17 protein-coding genes are annotated in these 18,874 nt (G+C 74.4%); 9 read left to right on the top strand and 8 right to left on the bottom strand.

Annotated features, from left to right (window positions below; translation table 11 throughout):
• Nucleotides 1-117 precede the first annotated feature (117 nt).
• Entirely contained in the window at nucleotides 118-1,545 is a 1,428-nt protein-coding gene (gene argH / locus ACY1JF_RS04695) for an argininosuccinate lyase (protein ID WP_462703673.1), read from the bottom strand.
• A 214-nt stretch (nucleotides 1,546-1,759) separates the two neighbouring features.
• On the opposite strand from argH, the gene ACY1JF_RS04690 reads away from it, so the two are divergent.
• The 5 genes from ACY1JF_RS04690 to ACY1JF_RS04670 are packed head-to-tail and all read left to right on the top strand — an operon-like array spanning nucleotide 1,760 to nucleotide 5,731.
• Nucleotides 1,760-2,347: a pyridoxamine 5'-phosphate oxidase family protein gene (locus tag ACY1JF_RS04690; RefSeq protein WP_462703672.1), complete on the top strand. Its 588-nt coding sequence runs from the start codon at nucleotides 1,760-1,762 to the stop codon at nucleotides 2,345-2,347.
• Nucleotides 2,348-2,350: 3 nt separating this feature from the next.
• Entirely contained in the window at nucleotides 2,351-3,043 is a 693-nt protein-coding gene (locus tag ACY1JF_RS04685; RefSeq protein ID WP_462703671.1) for a L,D-transpeptidase family protein, read from the top strand.
• Between the two features lie 60 nt (nucleotides 3,044-3,103).
• Nucleotides 3,104-4,486: a ferredoxin reductase family protein gene (locus ACY1JF_RS04680; RefSeq protein ID WP_462703670.1), complete on the top strand. Its 1,383-nt coding sequence runs from the start codon at nucleotides 3,104-3,106 to the stop codon at nucleotides 4,484-4,486.
• A 32-nt stretch (nucleotides 4,487-4,518) separates the two neighbouring features.
• Nucleotides 4,519-4,950, top strand: coding sequence for an FMN-binding protein (locus ACY1JF_RS04675; RefSeq protein ID WP_462703669.1), 432 nt, complete (start codon nucleotides 4,519-4,521; stop codon nucleotides 4,948-4,950).
• 43 nt (nucleotides 4,951-4,993) lie between these two features.
• A complete protein-coding gene (locus tag ACY1JF_RS04670) occupies nucleotides 4,994-5,731 on the top strand; it encodes an FAD:protein FMN transferase (protein WP_462703809.1) in 738 nt (245 codons plus the stop codon).
• A gap of 93 nt (nucleotides 5,732-5,824) precedes the next feature.
• Here ACY1JF_RS04670 and ACY1JF_RS04665 read toward each other — a convergent pair whose 3' ends face one another.
• The 7 genes from ACY1JF_RS04665 to hflX form a co-directional block, all read right to left on the bottom strand.
• Nucleotides 5,825-6,370, bottom strand: a complete 546-nt coding sequence (locus tag ACY1JF_RS04665) for an arginine repressor (protein ID WP_462703668.1) — start codon at nucleotides 6,368-6,370, stop codon at nucleotides 5,825-5,827.
• 7 nt (nucleotides 6,371-6,377) lie between these two features.
• Complete coding sequence (locus tag ACY1JF_RS04660) at nucleotides 6,378-7,577, bottom strand: acetylornithine transaminase (RefSeq protein ID WP_462703667.1); 1,200 nt, start codon at nucleotides 7,575-7,577, stop codon at nucleotides 6,378-6,380.
• Nucleotides 7,574-8,485 (bottom strand): acetylglutamate kinase, encoded by a 912-nt coding sequence (argB, locus tag ACY1JF_RS04655; protein ID WP_462703666.1) that lies wholly within the window; start codon nucleotides 8,483-8,485, stop codon nucleotides 7,574-7,576. The genes ACY1JF_RS04660 and argB overlap by 4 nt, the downstream gene beginning before the upstream one ends.
• A complete protein-coding gene (gene argJ / locus ACY1JF_RS04650) occupies nucleotides 8,482-9,636 on the bottom strand; it encodes a bifunctional glutamate N-acetyltransferase/amino-acid acetyltransferase ArgJ (protein WP_462703665.1) in 1,155 nt (384 codons plus the stop codon). Before argJ ends, argB begins: the two co-directional genes overlap by 4 nt.
• 85 nt (nucleotides 9,637-9,721) lie before the next feature.
• Complete coding sequence (gene argC / locus ACY1JF_RS04645; protein WP_462703664.1) at nucleotides 9,722-10,750, bottom strand: N-acetyl-gamma-glutamyl-phosphate reductase; 1,029 nt, start codon at nucleotides 10,748-10,750, stop codon at nucleotides 9,722-9,724.
• Nucleotides 10,751-11,130: 380 nt separating this feature from the next.
• Nucleotides 11,131-12,531 (bottom strand): M20/M25/M40 family metallo-hydrolase, encoded by a 1,401-nt coding sequence (locus ACY1JF_RS04640; RefSeq protein WP_462703663.1) that lies wholly within the window; start codon nucleotides 12,529-12,531, stop codon nucleotides 11,131-11,133.
• Nucleotides 12,528-13,748 carry a GTPase HflX gene (hflX, locus tag ACY1JF_RS04635; RefSeq protein ID WP_462703662.1) on the bottom strand — a complete coding sequence of 407 codons (1,221 nt, stop codon included), beginning with the start codon at nucleotides 13,746-13,748 and terminating at the stop codon, nucleotides 12,528-12,530. Before hflX ends, ACY1JF_RS04640 begins: the two co-directional genes overlap by 4 nt.
• A 577-nt stretch (nucleotides 13,749-14,325) precedes the next feature.
• On the opposite strand from hflX, the gene ACY1JF_RS04630 reads away from it, so the two are divergent.
• The 4 genes from ACY1JF_RS04630 (at nucleotide 14,326) to ACY1JF_RS04615 (ending at nucleotide 18,813) form a co-directional block, all read left to right on the top strand.
• Complete coding sequence (locus ACY1JF_RS04630; protein ID WP_462703661.1) at nucleotides 14,326-15,759, top strand: mannitol dehydrogenase family protein; 1,434 nt, start codon at nucleotides 14,326-14,328, stop codon at nucleotides 15,757-15,759.
• A gap of 51 nt (nucleotides 15,760-15,810) precedes the next feature.
• Nucleotides 15,811-16,560 (top strand): HAD family hydrolase, encoded by a 750-nt coding sequence (locus tag ACY1JF_RS04625; RefSeq protein ID WP_462703660.1) that lies wholly within the window; start codon nucleotides 15,811-15,813, stop codon nucleotides 16,558-16,560.
• Between the two features lie 161 nt (nucleotides 16,561-16,721).
• A complete protein-coding gene (locus ACY1JF_RS04620; RefSeq protein WP_462703659.1) occupies nucleotides 16,722-17,927 on the top strand; it encodes a hypothetical protein in 1,206 nt (401 codons plus the stop codon).
• Nucleotides 17,914-18,813 carry an inositol monophosphatase family protein gene (locus ACY1JF_RS04615; protein ID WP_462703658.1) on the top strand — a complete coding sequence of 300 codons (900 nt, stop codon included), beginning with the start codon at nucleotides 17,914-17,916 and terminating at the stop codon, nucleotides 18,811-18,813. Before ACY1JF_RS04620 ends, ACY1JF_RS04615 begins: the two co-directional genes overlap by 14 nt.
• Nucleotides 18,814-18,874: the final 61 nt, after the last annotated feature.

The raw sequence follows: 18,874 nt of genomic DNA, 5'->3' as shown, positions 1-18,874 counted from the left end.
GTCCGGGTGGGTCCGGGCGGCGGTCGGGCGGGCGCGGCGCGGCCGCTCGCGCCCACGCGGCAAAGCCGCGGAGCGGTACGGCCTGCCCCGCGCCCCTCGGCGCCTGCCCCGCGCCCCTCAGCGCCCGGCCCGCGCCCAGAGGTGCTGCCGCTCCACGTCCGCCTTCACCTCCGCCAGCTGGACGGCGACCGCGCTCGGGGCCGTGCCGCCCCTGCCGTCACGGGAGGCCAGGGCGCCCTGGACGTTGAGGACGGAGCGGACCTCCGGCGTCAGATGGGCGGAGATCTTGGCGAACTGCTCGTCGGTCAGCTCGTCCAGTTCCTTGCCCTCGGACTCGGCGGCCTTGACGCACTCGCCCGCGACCTCGTGCGCGACGCGGAACGGCACGCCCTGGCGGACCAGCCACTCCGCGATGTCCGTGGCGAGGGAGAAGCCGGCCGGGGCCAGTTCCTCCATCCGCTCGCGGTGCACGGTGAGGGTGGCCATCATGCCGGTGAAGGCGGGGAGCAGGATCTCCAGCTGGTCGATGGAGTCGAAGACCGGCTCCTTGTCCTCCTGGAGGTCGCGGTTGTACGCGAGCGGCAGGGCCTTGAGGGTGGCCATCAGGCCGGTCAGGTTGCCGATCAGACGGCCCGACTTGCCGCGGGCCAGCTCCGCGATGTCCGGGTTCTTCTTCTGCGGCATGATCGACGAGCCGGTGGAGAACGCGTCGTGCAGGGTGACGAAGGAGAACTCCTTCGTGTTCCAGATGATGATCTCCTCGGCGATCCGGGAGACGTCGACCCCGATCATCGCGGTGATGAAGGCGAACTCGGCGACGAAGTCCCGGGAGGCCGTGCCGTCGATGGAGTTGGCGGCGCTGCCGTGCTCGAAGCCGAGGTCGGCGGCGACCGCCTCCGGGTCCAGGCCGAGCGAGGAGCCGGCCAGCGCACCGGAGCCGTACGGGGACACGGCCGTGCGCTCGTCCCACTGGCGCAGCCGCTCGGCGTCCCGGGACAGCGCCTGCACGTGGGCGAGGACGTGGTGGGCGAAGAGCACCGGCTGGGCGTGCTGGAGGTGGGTGCGGCCGGGCATCGCCACGTCCGGGTGGGCCTCGGCGAGGCCGATCAGCGCGTCCTGGAGGTCGGCGATCAGACCGCCGAGGGTGCGGGCGTGGTCGCGCAGGTACATCCGGAAGAGCGTCGCCACCTGGTCGTTGCGGGACCGGCCGGCGCGCAGCTTGCCGCCGAGGTCGGGGCCGAGCCGCTCCAGCAGGCCGCGCTCCAGGGCGGTGTGCACGTCCTCGTCGGCGACGGTGCCCACGAACGCGCCGGAGGCGACGTCGGCTTCGAGCCGGTCGAGGCCGGCGATCATGCGGGTCAGCTCGTCCTCGGTGAGCAGTCCCGCCTTGTGCAGCACGCGCGCGTGGGCACGCGAACCGGCGATGTCGTAGGGCGCCAGCCGCCAGTCGAAGTGGACCGACGCGGACAGCTTCGCCAGGGCCTCGGCGGGACCGTCGGCGAAACGGCCGCCCCAGAGCCGTACGTCACCGCTGTTGCTGCTCACTTGCGTCGCTCCTCGGGCTGGTCGGTCACTGCTCTGCATGAGTATGCAGAGCCCTGCATGATTCGTCAATTTCGGGTGGGCACGTGAACGCGCGGACACGCGCCCACGTACTCCTGGGTGCCGGGGCCGTCCCGTCTCGCGCCGGCCGGGACGGCCGCCGGTGCCCTGTGAAAAGCCCCGGACAGGGGGCGCGCGGGCCCGCACAATGTCGGGCATGGGAAAGACCTACGCAGGCATGGACGGCAGGCTCCGCGCCTTCATCGAGTCCCAGCCCCTCTTCTTCACCGCCACCGCTCCGCTCGCCGCCGACGGCACGGTGAACCTCTCCCCCAAGGGGCTCAGGGGCTCCTTCGCGGTGCTCGACGAGCACACCGTGGCCTACCTCGACTTCGCCGGCTCCAACGCCGAGACCATCGCCCACCTGCGCGAGAACGGGCGGATCACGCTGATGTGGTGCGCCTTCCAGGGCCCGCCGAACATCGTCCGGGTGCACGGCCGCGGCGAGCCGGTCTTCCGTGACGACCCCCGCTTCCCCGGTCTGCTCGCCCGCTTCCCGGACATCGACCCCGCCGCGCACGGCCTGCGCGCCGTCATCGTCGTGACGGCCGAACTGATCCGCGACACCTGCGGGTACGCCGTGCCCTTCATGGCGTACGAGCGGGACCGCGATCTGCACGCCAAGCGGTTCGCCCGCGAGGACGACGCCTCGCTCGACGCCTACTTCACCAGGAAGGAGCACGTCGCGACCAGCCTGGACGGACTTCCCGGGCTGCCGTTGCCGCTGCCGCCCTCTACGGTCTGACCCATGCGCCCCGGTGTCGTCGCCCTCGTCCTCGCGTCCTTCCTGCTGCCGGCTTTCTCCGCGCCCCCCGAGCCGCTGCCCGCGCGGATGGCGGCCACCGGCGGCGGCACCCAGCTGATCACCGCCGTCGCCCCGGACACCGCCTCGACCACCGGCACCGTCACCTGGTGGGACCGCAGGCGCGGCCACTGGACGAGGGCCGGCTCGGCGCCCGCCCGGTTCGGGGCCGGCGGGCTGACGGAGGGGACGGCCCGCAAGCAGGGCACGAACACCACCCCGGCCGGCCTGTACCGCCTCCCCTACGCCTTCGGCATCGAGCCGGCGCCGCCCGGGACGGCGTACCGCTACCGTCCCGTGCGCCAGGACTCCTGGTGGTGCCAGGACAACGGCTCCCGTTCCTACAACCGCTGGACCGAGCCCCGCCCCGCCGACTGCGCCGCCACCGAGGCCGAGCACCTGATCACGTACGGGACGCAGTACGCGCACGCCCTGGTCATCGGCTTCAACTACCACCGTCCGGTGCGGGGGCGCGGCGCGGGCATCTTCCTGCACGTGAACGGGGCGGGGGCGACGGCCGGCTGCGTGTCGGTGCCGGCGGACGCCATGCGCGCCATCCTCACCTGGGCCGACCCGGCGGCCCGGCCGCACGTCGCGATCGGCACCCGGGGCGGGAAGACGGCGATCACCCGGTACTGAACACCGGGCGGGCGCGGCACGTACCTGTGGGCCAAGGGTCTTGTCCCCCACGGAGGAACCGTGACCACCACGCTCGCCGGCGGACGCGCCGCCCGCCGCCAGACGATGCGCCGCATCCGTCCGCGCCGTTCCCCGGCCGTCCCCCTGCTGCTCGCCGTGTGGGCGGGCGCGGCGGGCGTGTTGTGGCTGTGGTGGCGCAACACGCCCGCCATCTCCGACGGCACCGCCCGGGTCCTGGGCGCCGGCCGCATCACCGGGCTGCTGGCCGGCTACCTGATGGCGCTCGTCGTGCTCCAGATGGCCCGGGTGCCCGCCCTGGAGCGGCGGGTGGGCTCGGACCGGGTGGCCCGCTGGCACGCCATGACCGGCCGTTACACGCTCTGCCTGGTCCTCGCGCACGTCTTCCTGGTCATGTGGGGGTACGCGCTCCAGTCCGGCCGGGGCCTCGGCGGCCTGGCCGCGCAGACGGTGGAGTCGGTGACCGGCCTCCCGGACCTCGGCAAGGCCACGATCGGCACCGGTCTGCTCCTGCTGATCGGCCTGCTCTCGGCCGGCCCGGTGCGCCGCCGCGTCCCCTACGACTTCTGGTACCACGTCCACCTGCTGACGTACGCGGCGGTGTTCCTGACCTTCTGGCACCAGCTGACCGCCGGGAACGACTTCGTCGTGGAGCCCGTCGCGCGGACCGCCTGGTACGCCCTGTACGGGGCGGTGACGGCGCTCGTGGTCTGGTACCGGATCGTCACGCCGGTGCGGCTGAACCTGCGGCACCGGATGCGGGTCGCGGCGGTCGTCGAGGAGACGCCCGGCATCGTGTCGGTGCTGATCGGCGGGCGGAAGCTGCACCGGATGGGGGCGGAGGCCGGGCAGTTCTTCCGGTGGCGCTTCATGGCGCCCGGCATGCGGTTCAGCTCCCACCCGTACTCGCTGTCGGCGGCGCCCCGCCCGGAGATGCTGCGGATCACGGTGAAGGCGATCGGCGACCACAGCGCCCGGCTGCGGGAGCTGACGCCGGGCACCCGGGTGTGGGCGGAGGGACCCTACGGGGCGCTGACCGCGCAGCGCCGCAGCCGCGGCAAGGTCCTGCTGGTGGCGGGCGGGGTCGGGATCACGCCGATGCGGGCGCTGTTCGAGACGCTGCCCGGCGCGTCCGGTGACATCACGCTGCTCTACCGGGCCAACAGCACCCAGGACCTCGCGCTGTGGGACGAACTGGCCGCGATCGCCGACGCGCGCGGCGCCCGGCTGATGTACGCGGTGAACGGACCCGACGGGGCACGGCCGGACATCTCCGCGGAGTCGCTGGCCCGCAAGATCCCGGACGTCGACCGCCACGACGTCTTCCTGTGCGGGCCGCCCGGTTTCGCGCGGTCGGTCTACGAGGCACTGCGCGGCGCCGGGGTCCCGGCCCGCCGTATCCATCACGAGTCGTTCGAGATGTGAGCGCGCGTCACGAACTGAGGGAGATCGCGGAGATGAGGAAGAATCACCCCGTCCGGCGTGCCGTGCTCGCGGGAGCCGCGACGGTGACCGGTGTCGTGCTGCTGCTGTCGCTGAAACCGGCGTCGGAGCCGGGTGCCCCCGCCGCCGCCCAGTCACCGCAGGGGGCGGCGCGGGGCGGCCGGGACGGCGCCGCCGGCACGGTCCTCGGGGACGCGGTCCGCACCCGGTACGGCCCCGTGCAGGTCCGGCTGACCCTCACCGACGGCAAGATCACCAAAGCGGAGGCCGTCCAGGCACCCGAAGGCGGACGCAGCAGCCAGGTCACCGCCGACGCCGTCCCCCGGCTCGACCGCGCCGCCCTCACCACCGGCACCGCCGACATCGACACCGTCACCGGAGCCACCTACACCAGCGCCGGATACCGCCAGTCCCTCCAGTCCGCCCTGGACAAGGCCGGTGGCTGAGCCGGCCGGAGCGCCCGCCGCGGTGCGTCACGTGGAGGAGGCGATGGGCACCGTCTTCTCCTTCGACGTCCGCGGCGGGGAACCGGCCGCCGTACGGGCGGCCCTCCAGGAGGCGGTCGCCGGGCTGCACCGGGCCGACGAGGTGTTCAGCACCTACCGCGGCGACAGCCAGATCTCCCGGCTGGCCCGGGGTGAGCTGACCACCGGTCAGTGCGCTCCCGAGGTCGCCCGGGTGCTGGGGCTGGCGGCCGAGGCGGAACGGGTGAGCGGGGGCTGGTTCAGCACGTCGTACGAGGGCCGGCTCGACCCCACCGGGATCGTGAAGGGGTGGGCGGTGGAGCGGGCCGCGCGGCGGATCGCGGCGGCCGGGCCGGCCGGCGTCAGCGTCAACGGGGGCGGGGACGTGCAGGTGCTGGGGGCGCCGGGGGCCGGGCGGCCGTGGCGGATCGGTGTGGCGGACCCGTTGCGGCCGGGGGTGCTGGCGGCCGTGCTGTCCGCGGCCGGGGCCGGGGAGCTGGCCGTCGCCACGTCCGGGTCGGCCGAACGCGGCGCCCATGTCGTCGACCCCCGCACGGGCCGTTCGGCCGTCACCGACCTCGTCTCGGTCACGGTGGTGGCCGACAGCCTGACCTGGGCGGACTGCTGGGCGACGGCGGCCTTCGCGATGGGGTCGCGGGAGGGCCTGAGGTGGCTGGGGTCCCTGGCGGGAGTGGAGGCCCTCCTGATCACAGCGGGCGACGAGGTGCGATGTACGGACGGCCTCGCCTCCTACCTCGGGTGAGGAGGTGCCCCCAGGGGCGCGGGGCCGTGCCGGTGCGCGGCTGCGTCGCGCGGGCGCGGCAGGCCCCGGCACGCCCGCGCCCGGCCGCCGGCCTCAGTGGCCGTTCTGGGCCGACCGCAGCAGGTGATCCGCCAGCGCCTGCCCGCCCGTGGGGTTCCGGCTGATCAGCATCACCGTGTCGTCCCCGGCGATCGTCCCGAGGATGTCGTGCAGTTCCGCCTGGTCGATGGCCGAGGCGAGGAACTGCGCCGCCCCCGGAGGGGTGCGCAGGACGACGAGGTTGGCGGACGCCTCCGCGGAGATCAGCAGCTCCGCGGCGAGCCGCCGCATCCGCTCCTCCTTCGCCGACCCGCCCAGCGGCGCCCGGGGGGTGCGGAAACCGCCCTCGCTGGGCACCGCGTAGATCAGGTCGCCGTCGGTGTTGCGGATCTTGACCGCGTTCAGCTCGTCCAGGTCCCGGGAGAGCGTCGCCTGGGTGACGGTCAGCCCGTCGTCGGCGAGCAGCTTCGCGAGCTGGCTCTGCGACCGCACCGGCTGCCGGTTGAGGATGTCCACGATCCGGCGGTGGCGGGCGGTGCGGGTCTGCGGCACGGCGGGCCCCGCGGCCCCCGCGCTCCCGTGGTCCTGCGCCTGGCTCATCGTCGTCTCATTCTCCGGATCGTGTGTCCCCGCCTGCCGCGTCCAGGATGCCGGGCAGCGCCCCGAGGAACGCGTCCACCGCGTCGTCACCGAGGTTCAGCGGCGGCATGAGCCGTACGACATCGGGTGCGGGCGCGTTCACCAGGATTCCGGCGTCCTGAGCCGTCTGCTGCGCCTGCGGCGCGAGCGGCTCGGTGAGCACGATACCCAGCAGCAGGCCCGCGCCCCGGACATGGTCGACCAGCGGGTGGCCCAGCGCCTCGATCCCCTCGCGCAGCCGCTCGCCCTGCCGTTTGACGTTCTCCAGCAGCCCTTCGTCCGCGATGGTGTCCAGGACGGCGAGCCCGGCGGCGCAGGCGACCGGGTTGCCGCCGAAGGTGGTGCCGTGCTGGCCGGGCCGCAGGAGGTCGGCCGCACGGCCGAAGGCGACCGTCGCGCCCAGCGGCAGCCCGCCGCCGAGCCCCTTGGCGAGGGTGACGACGTCGGGCAGGACGCCCTCGTGGGCCTGGTACTCGAACCAGTGCCCGGTGCGGCCGACACCGGTCTGCACCTCGTCCAGGACCAGCAGCGCGCCCGTGGCGGCGGTGATCGCGCGGGCCGCCTTCAGATAGCCGGCGGGCGGCACGACCACGCCGTTCTCGCCCTGGATCGGCTCGATGATCACCAGGGCGGTGTCCTCGGTGACCGCGGCGGCCAGCGCCTGCGCGTCGCCGTACGGGACGTGCGTGACGTCACCCGGCAGCGGCCGGAACGGCTCCTGCTTGCCGGGCTGGCCGGTGAGGGCCAGCGCGCCCATGGTGCGGCCGTGGAAACCGCCCTCGGTGGCGACCATGTGCGACCGCCCGGTCAGCCGGCCGATCTTGAAGGCGCCCTCGTTGGCCTCCGCGCCGGAGTTGCAGAAGTAGACCTTGCCGTCCCGGCCGAAGCGCGTCAGCAGCCGCTCGGCGAGCGCGACCGTCGGCTCGGCCGTGAACAGGTTGGAGACGTGGCCCAGCGAGGCGATCTGCGCGCTGACGGCCTCGACGACCGCCGGGTGGGCGTGGCCGAGCGCGTTGACCGCGATGCCGCCGACGAAGTCCAGGTACTGCGTGCCGTCGGCGTCCCACACGCGCTCGCCGGCGCCGCGCACCAGGGGCAGCCGCGGGGTGCCGTAGTTGTTCATGAGCGCGCCCTGCCACCGCGCGGTCAGGTCCTGGTTGGCGGTCACGACTGTTCCCCCTCGGTCTCGTCCGGCACGACCATCGTGCCGATGCCCTCGTCGGTGAAGATCTCCAGCAGGATCGAGTGCTGGACCCGGCCGTCGATGACGCGGGCGGTGGTGACGCCGTTGCGGACGGCGTGCAGACAGCCCTCCATCTTCGGCACCATGCCGCTGGACAGCTCGGGCAGCAGCTTCTCCAGCTGGCTGGCGGTGAGGCGGCTGATCACCTCGTCGCTGTCGGGCCAGTCCTCGTAGAGGCCCTCGACGTCGGTGAGGACCATGAGGGTCTCGGCACCCAGCGCCGCAGCGAGTGCCGCAGCCGCCGTATCAGCATTGACGTTGTAGACATGGTGATCGTCCTGGGAGCGGGCGATCGACGAGACGACCGGGATGCGGCCGTCGGCGAGCAGCGCCTCGATCGCGCCGGTGTCGATCTCGGTGATCTCACCGACCCGCCCGATGTCGATCAGCTCGCCGTCGATCCGGGGCTGGTGCTTGGTGGCGGTCATGGTGTGCGCGTCCTCGCCGGTGATGCCGACGGCGAGCGGGCCGTGCCGGTTGAGCAGCCCGACCAGTTCGCGCTGCACCTGCCCGGCCAGCACCATCCGTACGACGTCCATGGCGTCCTCGGTGGTGACCCTGAGGCCCGCCTTGAACTCGCTGACGATGCCGTGCCGGTCGAGGGCGGCGCTGATCTGCGGGCCGCCGCCGTGCACGACGACGGGCTTGAGCCCGGCGTGCCGCAGGAAGACGACGTCCTGGGCGAAGGCCGCCTTGAGGTCCTCGTCGATCATGGCGTTGCCGCCGAACTTGATGACGACCGTCTTGCCGGCGTGCCGCACCAGCCAGGGCAGCGCCTCGATGAGGATCTGGGCCTTGGGGAGCGCGGTGTGCTTCCGCGTGGGGCTGCTCATGAGGAGTACGCGCTGTTCTCGTGGACGTAGTCGGCGGTGAGGTCGTTGGTCCAGATGGTGGCCGTGGCGTCACCGGCCGCCAGGTCGGCGACGATGTGGACCTCGCGGTAGCGCATGTCGACCTTGTCGCGGTCCTCGCCGACGCCGCCGTTCTTGCACACCCACACGCCGTTGATGGCGACGTTCAGCGCGTCGGGCTCGAAGGCCGCCTTGGTGGTGCCGATGGCGGACAGGACGCGGCCCCAGTTGGGGTCCTCGCCGTGGACGGCGCACTTGAGGAGGTTGTTGCGGGCGATGGAGCGGCCCACCTCGACGGCGTCGTCCTCGGTCGCGGCGTTCACGACCTCGACCTTGATGTCCTTGCTGGCGCCCTCGGCGTCCCGGATGAGCTGCTGCCCCAGGTCGTCGCAGACGGTGCGTACGGCCTCGGCGAACGCGGCCTGCTCCGGGGTGACGCCGCTGGCGCCGGAGGCGAGCAGCAGCACCGTGTCGTTGGTGGACATGCAGCCGTCGGAGTCGACCCGGTCGAAGGTGACCCTGGTGGCGGCGCGCAGCGCCTCGTCCAGGGCGCCGGCGTCCAGGTCGGCGTCGGTGGTGAGGACGACGAGCATGGTGGCCAGGCCCGGGGCGAGCATGCCGGCGCCCTTGGCCATGCCGCCGACGGTCCAGCCGTCGCGCGTCACGACCGACGTCTTGTGGACGGTGTCGGTGGTCTTGATGGCGATGGCGGCCTTCTCACCGCCGTGCTCGGACAGCTTGGCCGCCACGGCCTCGACGCCGGGGAGCAGCTTGTCCATCGGGAGCGGGACGCCGATCAGGCCGGTCGAGCAGACGGCGACCTCGCCCGCGCCGATGTCCCCGAGCACCTCGGCCACTTTCTCGGCGGTGGCGTGGGTGTCCTGGAAGCCCTTGGGTCCCGTACAGGCGTTGGCGCCGCCGGAGTTGAGGACCACGGCCGACAGCCGCCCGTCCTTGAGCACCTGCTCGGACCAGAGGACCGGCGCGGCCTTGACGCGGTTGGAGGTGAAGACGCCCGCGGCGGCGCGGCGGGGGCCGGTGTTGACCACGAGGGCCAGGTCGGGGTTGCCGTTCTCCTTGATCCCGGCGGCGATGCCCGCCGCCGTGAATCCCTTGGCTGCCGTCACACTCACTGCATCTCCTTGTTCGCTTCTCCGCCCGTGCGGCGCAGAGGTGCGGCTTTCGTCGGCTGCGGTCCGGCGGCTGCGCGTGCGCCGCTCACGGAGCGACTCCGATCGTCGTCAGTCCCGTGGTCTCGTCGAGCCCCAGGGCGAGGTTCATGCTCTGGACGGCACCGCCCGCGGTGCCCTTGGCCAGGTTGTCGATGGCGCTGATGGCGATGACGCGGCCCGCGGCGGCGTCGTGGGCGACCTGGACCTGAACGGCGTTGGAACCGTACACGGAGGCGGTGGCCGGCCACTGGCCCTCGGGCAGCAGGCGGACGAAGGGTTCGTCGGCGTACGCCTCGCGGTAGGCGGCGCGCAGCGACTCCGCGCTCACCCCGGGCTTCGCCTTCGCGCTGCACGTGGCGAGGATGCCGCGGGGCATCGGCGCCAGGGTCGGGGTGAAGGAGACGCGGACCCGCTCGCCGGCGGCGGCGGAGAGGTTCTGGATCATCTCGGGCGTGTGGCGGTGGACGCCGCCGACGCCGTACGGGGACATCGACCCCATGACCTCGCTGCCCAGCAGGTGCGGCTTGGGCGCCTTGCCCGCGCCGGAGGTGCCGGAGGAGGCGACGATCACGGCCTCGGGCTCGGCGAGCCGGGCCGTGTACGCCGGGAACAGCGCCAGGGAGACGGCGGTCGGGTAGCAGCCGGGGACCGCGACGCGCTTGGACCCGGTGAGCCGGGCGCGGGCACCCGGCAGCTCGGGCAGGCCGTAGGGCCAGGTCCCGGCGTGCGGGGACCCGTAGAACGCCTCCCAGTCGCCGGCGTCCGCCAGCCGGAAGTCGGCGCCCATGTCGACGACGAGCACGTCGGGGCCGAGCTGCTCGGCGACGGCGGCGGACTGGCCGTGCGGCAGCGCGAGGAAGACGACGTCGTGCCCGGCGAGGATCTCGGGCGCGGTCGGCTCCAGGACCCGGTCGGCCAGCGGCAGCAGGTGCGGCTGGAGCGCGCTAAGGCGCTGCCCGGCGTTGGAGTTGCCGGTCAGGGCGCCGATCTCGATCTCGGGATGGGCCAGGAGCAGACGCAGCAGCTCTCCGCCCGCGTATCCGCTCGCTCCGGCCACCGCCGCACGTACCACCATGGAAACCCTCCTCCAGACGGCATGACTATACGTTCGTCCGCACTTTTATGCAATATCGGTCGTCCGTCGTCGGCGGCCGCCGTCGAGGGCGGCGTGCGCCGGGGAGGGGGGACGGGCAGCCGGGGAGGGGAGAGGGGGGACGGGCGGTCGTGGAGGACGGAGCCCTGCTCGGCCACGCCGCCCGTCCCGTGGACGCTGGTGACGGCCGGGCGGTGCCGGCGCCGCCGCCCCGGCCGGATCGCGCGCGGCGGCGGAGCGACGGGGTGGCGGAGCGTCGGAGCGACGGGACGGCGGGACGGCGGGACGGCGGGACGGCGGGACGGCGGAGCGGCGGGACGGCGGAGCGGCGGGGTGCCGCGGCGGAGGTGGCCGTCCCGTGTTCAGTCGCGCAGCCGTCCGGGGAGGTCCTCCAGCAGATAGGCGAGTGTCTCAGCACCTTGCAGCAGTGCCTGGACCTCGACCTTCTCGTCGGAGTCGTGCCAGTGGTCCTCGGGCAGGCCGGTGCCGTAGAACAGCACGGGAGCGCCGACGGCTTCGGCGAGGAGGGCGGCGGGGGTCCCGCCGCCGTTGCGGATGCGGAGCGCCGGGCGTCGCAGGGTCCGGCTCGTGGCGGCTTCGAGCGCGGACAGGGCCGGATGGTCGGCGGGGGTGAGGTAGGGGTCCTGGTTGGTGGTGGAGGTGGTCAGTTCGTGCGCGAAGCCGTCGTTGATCCGCTCGGCGACCCAGCGCCGCAGTCCTTCCATGACGTCGTCGGCGCTCTGGTCGGCGACCAGGCGCAGGGTGAGGTCGGCGGAGGCGACGGCGGGAACGACCCCGCGGGCGGGATCGTCGGGGTCGCCGCCGAGCAGGGTGACCACTTCCGCCGCGGGCCGGGTCCAGACGCGTTCCAGGACGCTGTAGCCGCGCTCGCCCCGCACACTGCGGCTGCGGGTGCGCTCCACCCAGTCGTCGGTGTCGAAGCGGATGGCGGCCATGCCGCGGCGCTCCTCGGCGGACGGCTCGGCGACCGTGTCGTAGAAGCCGGGGAGGGTGATGCGGCCCTGGTCGTCGTGGAGCAGACCGATCAGGCGGCAGATCTCCGTCAAGGGGTTGGGGGCGGCGCCGGCGACGACGCCGCTGTGGATGTCCCGCAGTGGTCCGCGCACCTGCAGGTGGGCGTTGACCGAGCCGCGCACCCCGGTGCAGACCGCGGCCTCCTCCAGTGACCAGAGCATGGTGTCGGAGACGACGACCACATCGGCGGCGAGCCGGTCGGCACGCTCGTGCACCAGGTCGGCGAGGTGCGGGGAGCCGACCTCCTCCTCCCCTTCGACCAGGTACTTGAGCGTGACCGCGGGGGCGCTGCGGCCGGTGGCGTCGAGGTGGGCGCGCAGGGCCCAGACGTGGGCGAGCAGTTGTCCCTTGGCGTCCGAGGCGCCGCGTCCGTACATCCGGCCCTGGCGGAGGGCCGGCGCGAAGGGCGGCACCTCCTGCCACTCCTGGTCCTTGGCGGCGCGCACGTCGTGGTGGCTGTAGACCAGGACGGTCGGCGCGTCCGGGTCCTCGGCCGGCCAGGCGGCGAACACCGTCTGCAGACCATCGGTGTCCCACTCCTCCACCTCGGGGAAGCCGGTCTCCAGCAGATGGGCCTGCAGCCAGCGGGCCGATCGCATCACGTCCCGCTCGTGGGCGGGGTCGGCGGAGACCGACGGGATGCGCACCCAGGCCGCCAGGTCGTCCAGCAGCTCGTCGACGCGGTCCCGCAGGTAGCCGTGGACGGCGGGGTCCGGTTCCTGCATCACCGGTCTCCTTCCCGGTCGGCGGGCCCGCCGGCCTGGGCCCGGGCGTCCTGGGCGACCGTCTTCAGGCGGTCGCCCAGGACGCCGCGAAGGCCGTCCAGGCCCTCGCCGGTACGGGCGGAGACGACGACGGCGTCGGGATGGGCGCGGCGCAGCGTGGCCAGCTGCTCGGGGTCCGCGAGGTCGGCCTTGTTCAGGAGCAGCAGTTCCGGCACGCGGTCGGCGCCGATCTCCCGCAGGACCTCGTGGACGGTGGCGATGTGCCGCGCCGCCTCGGGCGAGGAGGCGTCGACGACGTGCAGGGCCAGGTCCGCCCGCGTGACCTCCTCCAGCGTCGAGCGGAAGGCGTCGACCAACTGGTGCGGGAGGTCCCGGACGAACCCGACGGTGTCACTGAGGGTGTACGTCCGCCCGTCCGGGGTGCGGGCCTGGCGGACGAGCGGATCGAGCGTGGCGAACAGGACGTCGGCGACCTCGGCGTCCGCACCCGCCAGCCGGTTCAGCAGAGCCGACTTCCCGGCGTTGGTGTAACCGGTGATCGCCACGGACGGGACGCGGTCGCGGGACCGGCGCCGCCGGGTGACCTCCCGTCGGCGGGCGGCGCGCCGCACCTGCTCGCGCAGGGTCCGCATGCGCCGGCGCAGGTGCCGGCGCTGGATCTCGAGCCGCATCTCGCCGCGACCGCGGACGCCGGTACCGGCGCCGCCGGCCGTCCGGCCGCCGCCGATCCGTGACATCTCGTGGCCGTGGCCGCGCAGCCGCGGCAGTTCGTAGGCGAGCCGGGCCAGTTCCACCTGCGCCTTGCCCTCGGAGCTGCGGGCGTGTTCGGCGAAGATGTCGAGGATGAGCCCGGTGCGGTCCACCGCTCGCGCTCCGGTGCTCTCCTGCAGTCCCCGCACCTGTGCCGGAGTCAGGTCGCCGTCGGCGATCACCACGTCCGCGTGCCGGGTCTCGACCAGTTCCGCCAGTTCGCGCACCTTGCCCGCGCCGAGGTACGTCGCCGGGTCCGGACGGTCGCGCGCCTGCACCATCCGGTCCGCCACGTCGATCCCGTCGGTCGCGGCCAGGCGCTCCAGTTCGTCGAGGGCGTCCGGTGCGGCCGGGCCGGTGCCGTCCCGGCCGGTGACTGTCAGCAGGATGGCGCGCCACCGCCGCGACCCCGGGTCCCGCGATCGCGTCGCCGCCGCGGGACCCGCACCGGTCAGCCATGTGCCTGGCATGATCGTCTCCGTTCCTGCCGAGGCCGCGCGCTCCGGGCCGGCCGGACCCGGTCGCGCGACGGGGAACCGGGCCCCGGGTCCGCGGAACGGGTCCCGCGCGGCCTGCGGGGTGCCGGAGACCACCGGGTACCCCTCGCCGGCCCGCCTCTATCGCCGCGCCGGCCACGAACCCGTCACCGGCGCCGGCCGTGTGCGGACGGTCCCCCGAGACCCCGGTGGGGCGTCACCGGCCCGCCGGGGGTCCCGGACGTCAGGGTCCGGACGTCGAGGTCCGGACGTCGAGGTCCGGACGTCGGGGTCCCGGACGTCAGGGTCCCGGACGTCAGGATCTCGAACCGGCCGGAGCAAGAGGAAAAAATGACACATAACCACCGTTTCGGACGAGTGTGTCCCGGTACTCGAGTGACGCTTGTCGCGTGCAGGGCATGTCCGCTCCGTTTCCGCCTCCCCTGCGCGCGGGCCCGCCGGGCCGGCCACGCCTCCCGCGCCGGCCACCGGCGGCCGGGGCTCCGCCGCCACCGTGCGCCGGCAGACACGGTGAGACGGGGCGCAGCACCGAACATCGTCGAGGAACGCCATGTCAGAACCCCTCTCACCCGTCCCCGGGCTGAACGACCACAGCCTCCGTGCGTCGCACGGCGGCCGGCTGGAGACACCCGGCTACAACCGGGCACGGATCGAACCCGCCATCGTCCATTTCGGAGTCGGCGGGTTCCACCGCGCCCACCAGGAGGTCTACTTCGATCAGCTGGCGGAGCTGGGCTTCACCCGCTGGGGGGTGATCGGGGTCGGGATGAGGCGGCCCGAGATGAGGGAGGTGCTCGGCGCGCAGGACAACCTCTTCACCGTCGTGCAGCGCGGGGGCGACGACAGCCGGGCCAAGGTCATCGGGAGCATGGTCGAATACCTCCTGCTGACCGAGGACCGCAAGGCGGTGCGGGCGCGTCTGGCCGACCCGTGCACACGGCTGGTGACGCTGACGATCACCGCGGACGGCTACCTCCTGCCCGACGATCCCGCGCAGGCCGGCGACTCGGTGTTCGGTCTGATCGTCGACGCCCTGGACCGGCGCCGCCGCGCCCGCCTGGCCCCGTTCACCGTGCTGTCGTGCGACAACCTGCCCGACAGCGCCGCGGTCACGCGCGAGGCGGTCATGCTGCTGGCCGGCCGGCGTGACCCCGCCCTGGCCCGGTGGATCGAGGAGCGGGTCTCCTTCCCCGGCAGCATGGTCGACCGCATCACTCCGGCGACCTCCCCCGGCGACCGGGACGAGGTCGAGGAGGCGTTCCGGGTGGGCGACCGGTGGCCGGTGATCACCGAGCCGTTCACCCAGTGGGTGATCGAGGACGACTTCTGCAACGACCGGCCCCCGCTGGACCGCGTCGGCGCGCTGTTCGTGGACGACGTCGCGCCCTACAAGCTCATCAAGAGCCGCCTCCTCAACGGAGTGCACTGCGCGGTGGGCTATGTGGGCCGCCTGGCCGGCCACCACAGCACCGACCAGGCCATGGCGGATCCGGCCGTGGCCGCGTTCGTCGAGCGGCTGATGCGCGAGGAGATCGCTCCCCTGCTGCCCGCGGACGTGCCGGGCCTGGATCTCGGCACCTACTGCGACACCGTGCTGGAGCGCCTGCGCAACCCCCGCATCGGGGACCGGCTGGCCCGGCTGTGCCGCCGCGGCTCGACCAAGATGCCCGACTACCTCCTCCCCTCCCTGCACGCCGCGCGCGCCCAGGACCGGCCCCGCGCCCGGCTGGCTTTCGCCGTCGCCGCGTGGATGCGCTACCTGCGCGGGACGGACCTCGACGGCGACCCGATCGACGTGCAGGACGCCCGCGCCGCGGAACTGCGGGACGCGGCCCTGCGCGGCGGCGACGACCCGGGACCCCTCCTGGCCGTCTCGGACGTGTTCGGCGACCTCGCCGAGGACGCCGTCACGGTGGCCGTCGCCCGCCGGGCCCTGGCCGACGCGTTCAGCAGCACCGAGCGCCTGCGGTCCGCACTGACCTGACCGCCGCGGCCCACCGGGCCGGCCCACCGCCCACCACCTCTCAGGAGACCCATGAGCATCTCTGATCTCTCCCGTGTCACGACCCTGCTGCTCGACGCCGACGGGACCCTCTTCCCCTCGGAGGAACCCGCCTTCGCGGCGTCCGCGGTGGTCACCGAGGACTTCGCCCGCCGCTTCGGGCTGAGCGGGGACTTCTCGCCCCAACACCTGCGCCGCGCCACCACGGGCAAGAACTTCCGCACCACCGCGCGGGATCTCGCCGCGCGCCAGGGCGTCCGGGTGGACGCCGATCAGCTGGAAGCGTGGGTGGAGCGGGAGAAGACCGAGGTGACGGCCTACCTGGGGCGGGTTCTCACACCACAGCCCGACGTGGTGGCGGCCTTGCGCGCGCTGGGCCGCCGCTACCGGCTGGCGGTGGTGAGTTCGAGTGCCCTGACGCGGCTCGCCGCGTGCTTCACCGCAAGCGGCCTGGACCGGCTGCTGCCGGCGGAACGCCGGTTCAGCGCGGAGGACAGCCTGCCGGTGCCGACCAGCAAGCCGGACCCGGCCGTCTACCGCTTCGCCCTGGCCGCGCTCGGTGCCGCCCCGCACCAGGCGCTCGCCCTGGAGGACTCCGCCACCGGCGCGGCGTCCGCGGTGGCGGCCGGCATCGCCACCGTCGGCATGGTGCGGTTCGTCCCCGCCGGTGAACGGGCCGACCGGACCGAGCGGCTGGAGCAGGCCGGGGTCCTGCGGGTGCGGGCGAGCTGGGAGGAGTTCGCCTCGGACCTCGTCGACGACGCGACGCGGGTGGCCACATGACCGGCGGGGAGCGGCCCCGCGGTGTCACGGTGCCCTCGTTCGAGGGCACTTCCGTGCCGGTCGGCCGACGGGAGCCCGTGCGCGACCAGGTGGACGGGTACGGGCCCGCGGCCGCGCCCCGGTCCGCGGCCCCCTCCGGTTCCCGTTCCCGGCCTCGTTCGATGCTCGGTTACCTGCTGGTGCCGCGCCCCAAGGACGCCGTCAAAGGGCTGCTCATGCCCTTCTGCTTCGTCCTCGCCGTGGTCGCGGGCGCGGACGCGACAGGGCGGACGTGGGCCGGGGCCCTGGTCGTGTGGGGCGCCCTGGAACTGCTCGTCTACCCCGCCCGCTACCAGTGGAACGACGTCCGCGGATTCGTCGCCGATCAGTGCCACCCCGCCGAGCGGGACCGCGGCCGGCTGCCGGGTCCGGTCGAACGCGCCCGGCCGCACGTCACCGCGAGTTGCGTGGTCGCGCTGGCGCGTCTGGCGGCCGTGGCGGTCCTGGCGCTGTCGAACCCGCGCCTCATGGGTGTGCTCGCGGCGGTGACCCTGGCGGTGTTCGGTGCGGCCGTCCTCTACGAGGCCCTGCGCGCGCGGGGCACGGGCCGCACCGGCGCCTTTCCGCCGCCCGCCCGGCCGGCCGTGGTCGCCCTGTGGGTCGTCGTCGGCGCCGGTTACGCCATCCGCGGCATGACCGGCCTGGCACTCGCCGTCGACCTGGGCCGGCGCCCGGCCCTGGCGGTGTCGGCCGCCGTGGCGCTGTGGGCGTTCGGGATCGCGTTCGTCACCAGCAGGTGGGTCCTGGAGAGCCTCGCGTTCGCCGCCTTCGACCACGGCCGGCCGACCTGGACCGCGCGCGCCGGCCAGGCCCGCGAGCACCTGCTGGCACTGGTGCGCTGGCTGCCGCCGCGCCTCACCCCGGCCTCGTCCCCGGCCGACTGGACGCCGCTCGCCCGGCGCACCTCGCCGATCGCCCCGTGGAACGTGGCGCTGCTGGTCGCGGGCACGGCGGCGGCCGTGACCGGGTCCTTGCTCACCTCGCCCGGCTCGGCGGGCCCGGCCCTCGTCGCGGCCGCCCTGGGCGCGGCCGTCACCGAGGCGGTGGTCCTGCTGGCGAGGTGGCGTGCCGCGGTCGTCCTCGCCGGCACCGCCCTCGGTCTGTCGGCCCTGGTCCTCACCGGGCAGCCGCGCCCGCCGGCGGCCCTGCTGCCCTGGCTGTCCGTGATGGCCGCCCACCTCACCTACAGCAGCCGGTCCCTCAACACGATCGGCCTGCTGCCCGGACGGCTGCGCCGGCTGGCGGCGGTCCCGCTCGCCGCCGCCGCCCGCGCGGTGGTCGGGCAGGCCACCTGGAACGCCGTTCGGGGCGGCGATGAACCCCGATGACCTGCTGGCCCTGGCCCACGACGCCGCCGCGGCGGGGGCCCGTACCGCCCTGTCCTGGCGCGATCGCGGCGACCGGCTGCTCGTCGAGGAGAAGGCCGGCCCGGACGACCTGGTCAGCCAGGCCGACCGGGACACCGAGCGCGCCGTCCGCGCCGTGCTCGCCGAACACCGGCCGCACGACGCCGTCCTCGGCGAGGAGGAGGGGATCACCGCGGGCCGCGGCGGCGTGCGATGGATCATCGACCCGATCGACGGAACCACCAACTACCTCTACGGACGGCCCGACTGGGCGGTCAGCGTGGCCGCGGCCGACACCGCCGGGGACCGGCTGCTGGCCGGTGTGGTGATCGAGCCGGCGCTCGGGCTGCTGACCGAGGCCGGCGCGGGCCGGCGCACCACGGCGAACGGCACACCGGTCGCCCCGCTGCGCCGGCCCGCGCTCCGCCGGGCCTTGGTGGAGCTCAACCTCGGACGGCCCGGTCAGCGGCCCCTCGCGGGCCCCATGGTGAGCGCTCTCCTGCCGCACGTCCGCGACCTGCGCCGCGGGGGCAGCGCGGCGGCCGCCCTCGCACAGGTCGCCACCGGCCGCGCGGACGCCCTGTGGGCGCCCGGGCTGCGGCCGTGGGACTGCGCCGCGGGGGTCCTGCTGGTCCAGCAGGCCGGCGGGACGGTCGGCGACCTGAGCGGTCCGACACCGGGGACCTGGCCTCCCGGCGGTGACGTGCTGGCGGGCCCGCCGCGGCTGTGGCAGTCCCTGCGGGCGCTGCTCGCCCCGGTCTACGGGGGCGCCGGTACCGGGGCGGGCGGACGGGACACCGGCGCGGGGCCCCCCGCCCCAGTGAACGGGCCCGTGTCCCGCGGGCCGCTCCCCCCGGACCGGGGGTGACGTCCGGCATGCGCTCTCCCGCGGTCACCGGTTCCGCCGCGAAGACGGGTCCGGTCACCCG

The sequence above is a fragment of the Streptomyces sp. SYSU D01066-1 genome (assembly GCF_054956795.1).
Note: the sequence above shows the minus strand (reverse complement) of the source record. Positions and strands in the feature narration are given on the sequence as shown.

Coding starts and splice junctions, on each gene's coding strand:
- ACY1JF_RS04685 (WP_462703671.1), top strand. CDS start 2,351: ATGCGCCCCGGTGTCGTCGCCCTCGTCCTCGCGTCCTTCCTGCTGCCG.
- ACY1JF_RS04690 (WP_462703672.1), top strand. CDS start 1,760: ATGGGAAAGACCTACGCAGGCATGGACGGCAGGCTCCGCGCCTTCATC.
- ACY1JF_RS04630 (WP_462703661.1), top strand. CDS start 14,326: ATGTCAGAACCCCTCTCACCCGTCCCCGGGCTGAACGACCACAGCCTC.
- argC (WP_462703664.1), bottom strand. CDS start 10,750: ATGGTGGTACGTGCGGCGGTGGCCGGAGCGAGCGGATACGCGGGCGGA.
- ACY1JF_RS04665 (WP_462703668.1), bottom strand. CDS start 6,370: ATGAGCCAGGCGCAGGACCACGGGAGCGCGGGGGCCGCGGGGCCCGCC.
- ACY1JF_RS04620 (WP_462703659.1), top strand. CDS start 16,722: ATGCTCGGTTACCTGCTGGTGCCGCGCCCCAAGGACGCCGTCAAAGGG.
- ACY1JF_RS04625 (WP_462703660.1), top strand. CDS start 15,811: ATGAGCATCTCTGATCTCTCCCGTGTCACGACCCTGCTGCTCGACGCC.
- hflX (WP_462703662.1), bottom strand. CDS start 13,748: ATGCCAGGCACATGGCTGACCGGTGCGGGTCCCGCGGCGGCGACGCGA.
- ACY1JF_RS04670 (WP_462703809.1), top strand. CDS start 4,994: ATGGGCACCGTCTTCTCCTTCGACGTCCGCGGCGGGGAACCGGCCGCC.
- argB (WP_462703666.1), bottom strand. CDS start 8,485: ATGAGCAGCCCCACGCGGAAGCACACCGCGCTCCCCAAGGCCCAGATC.
- ACY1JF_RS04675 (WP_462703669.1), top strand. CDS start 4,519: ATGAGGAAGAATCACCCCGTCCGGCGTGCCGTGCTCGCGGGAGCCGCG.
- ACY1JF_RS04615 (WP_462703658.1), top strand. CDS start 17,914: ATGAACCCCGATGACCTGCTGGCCCTGGCCCACGACGCCGCCGCGGCG.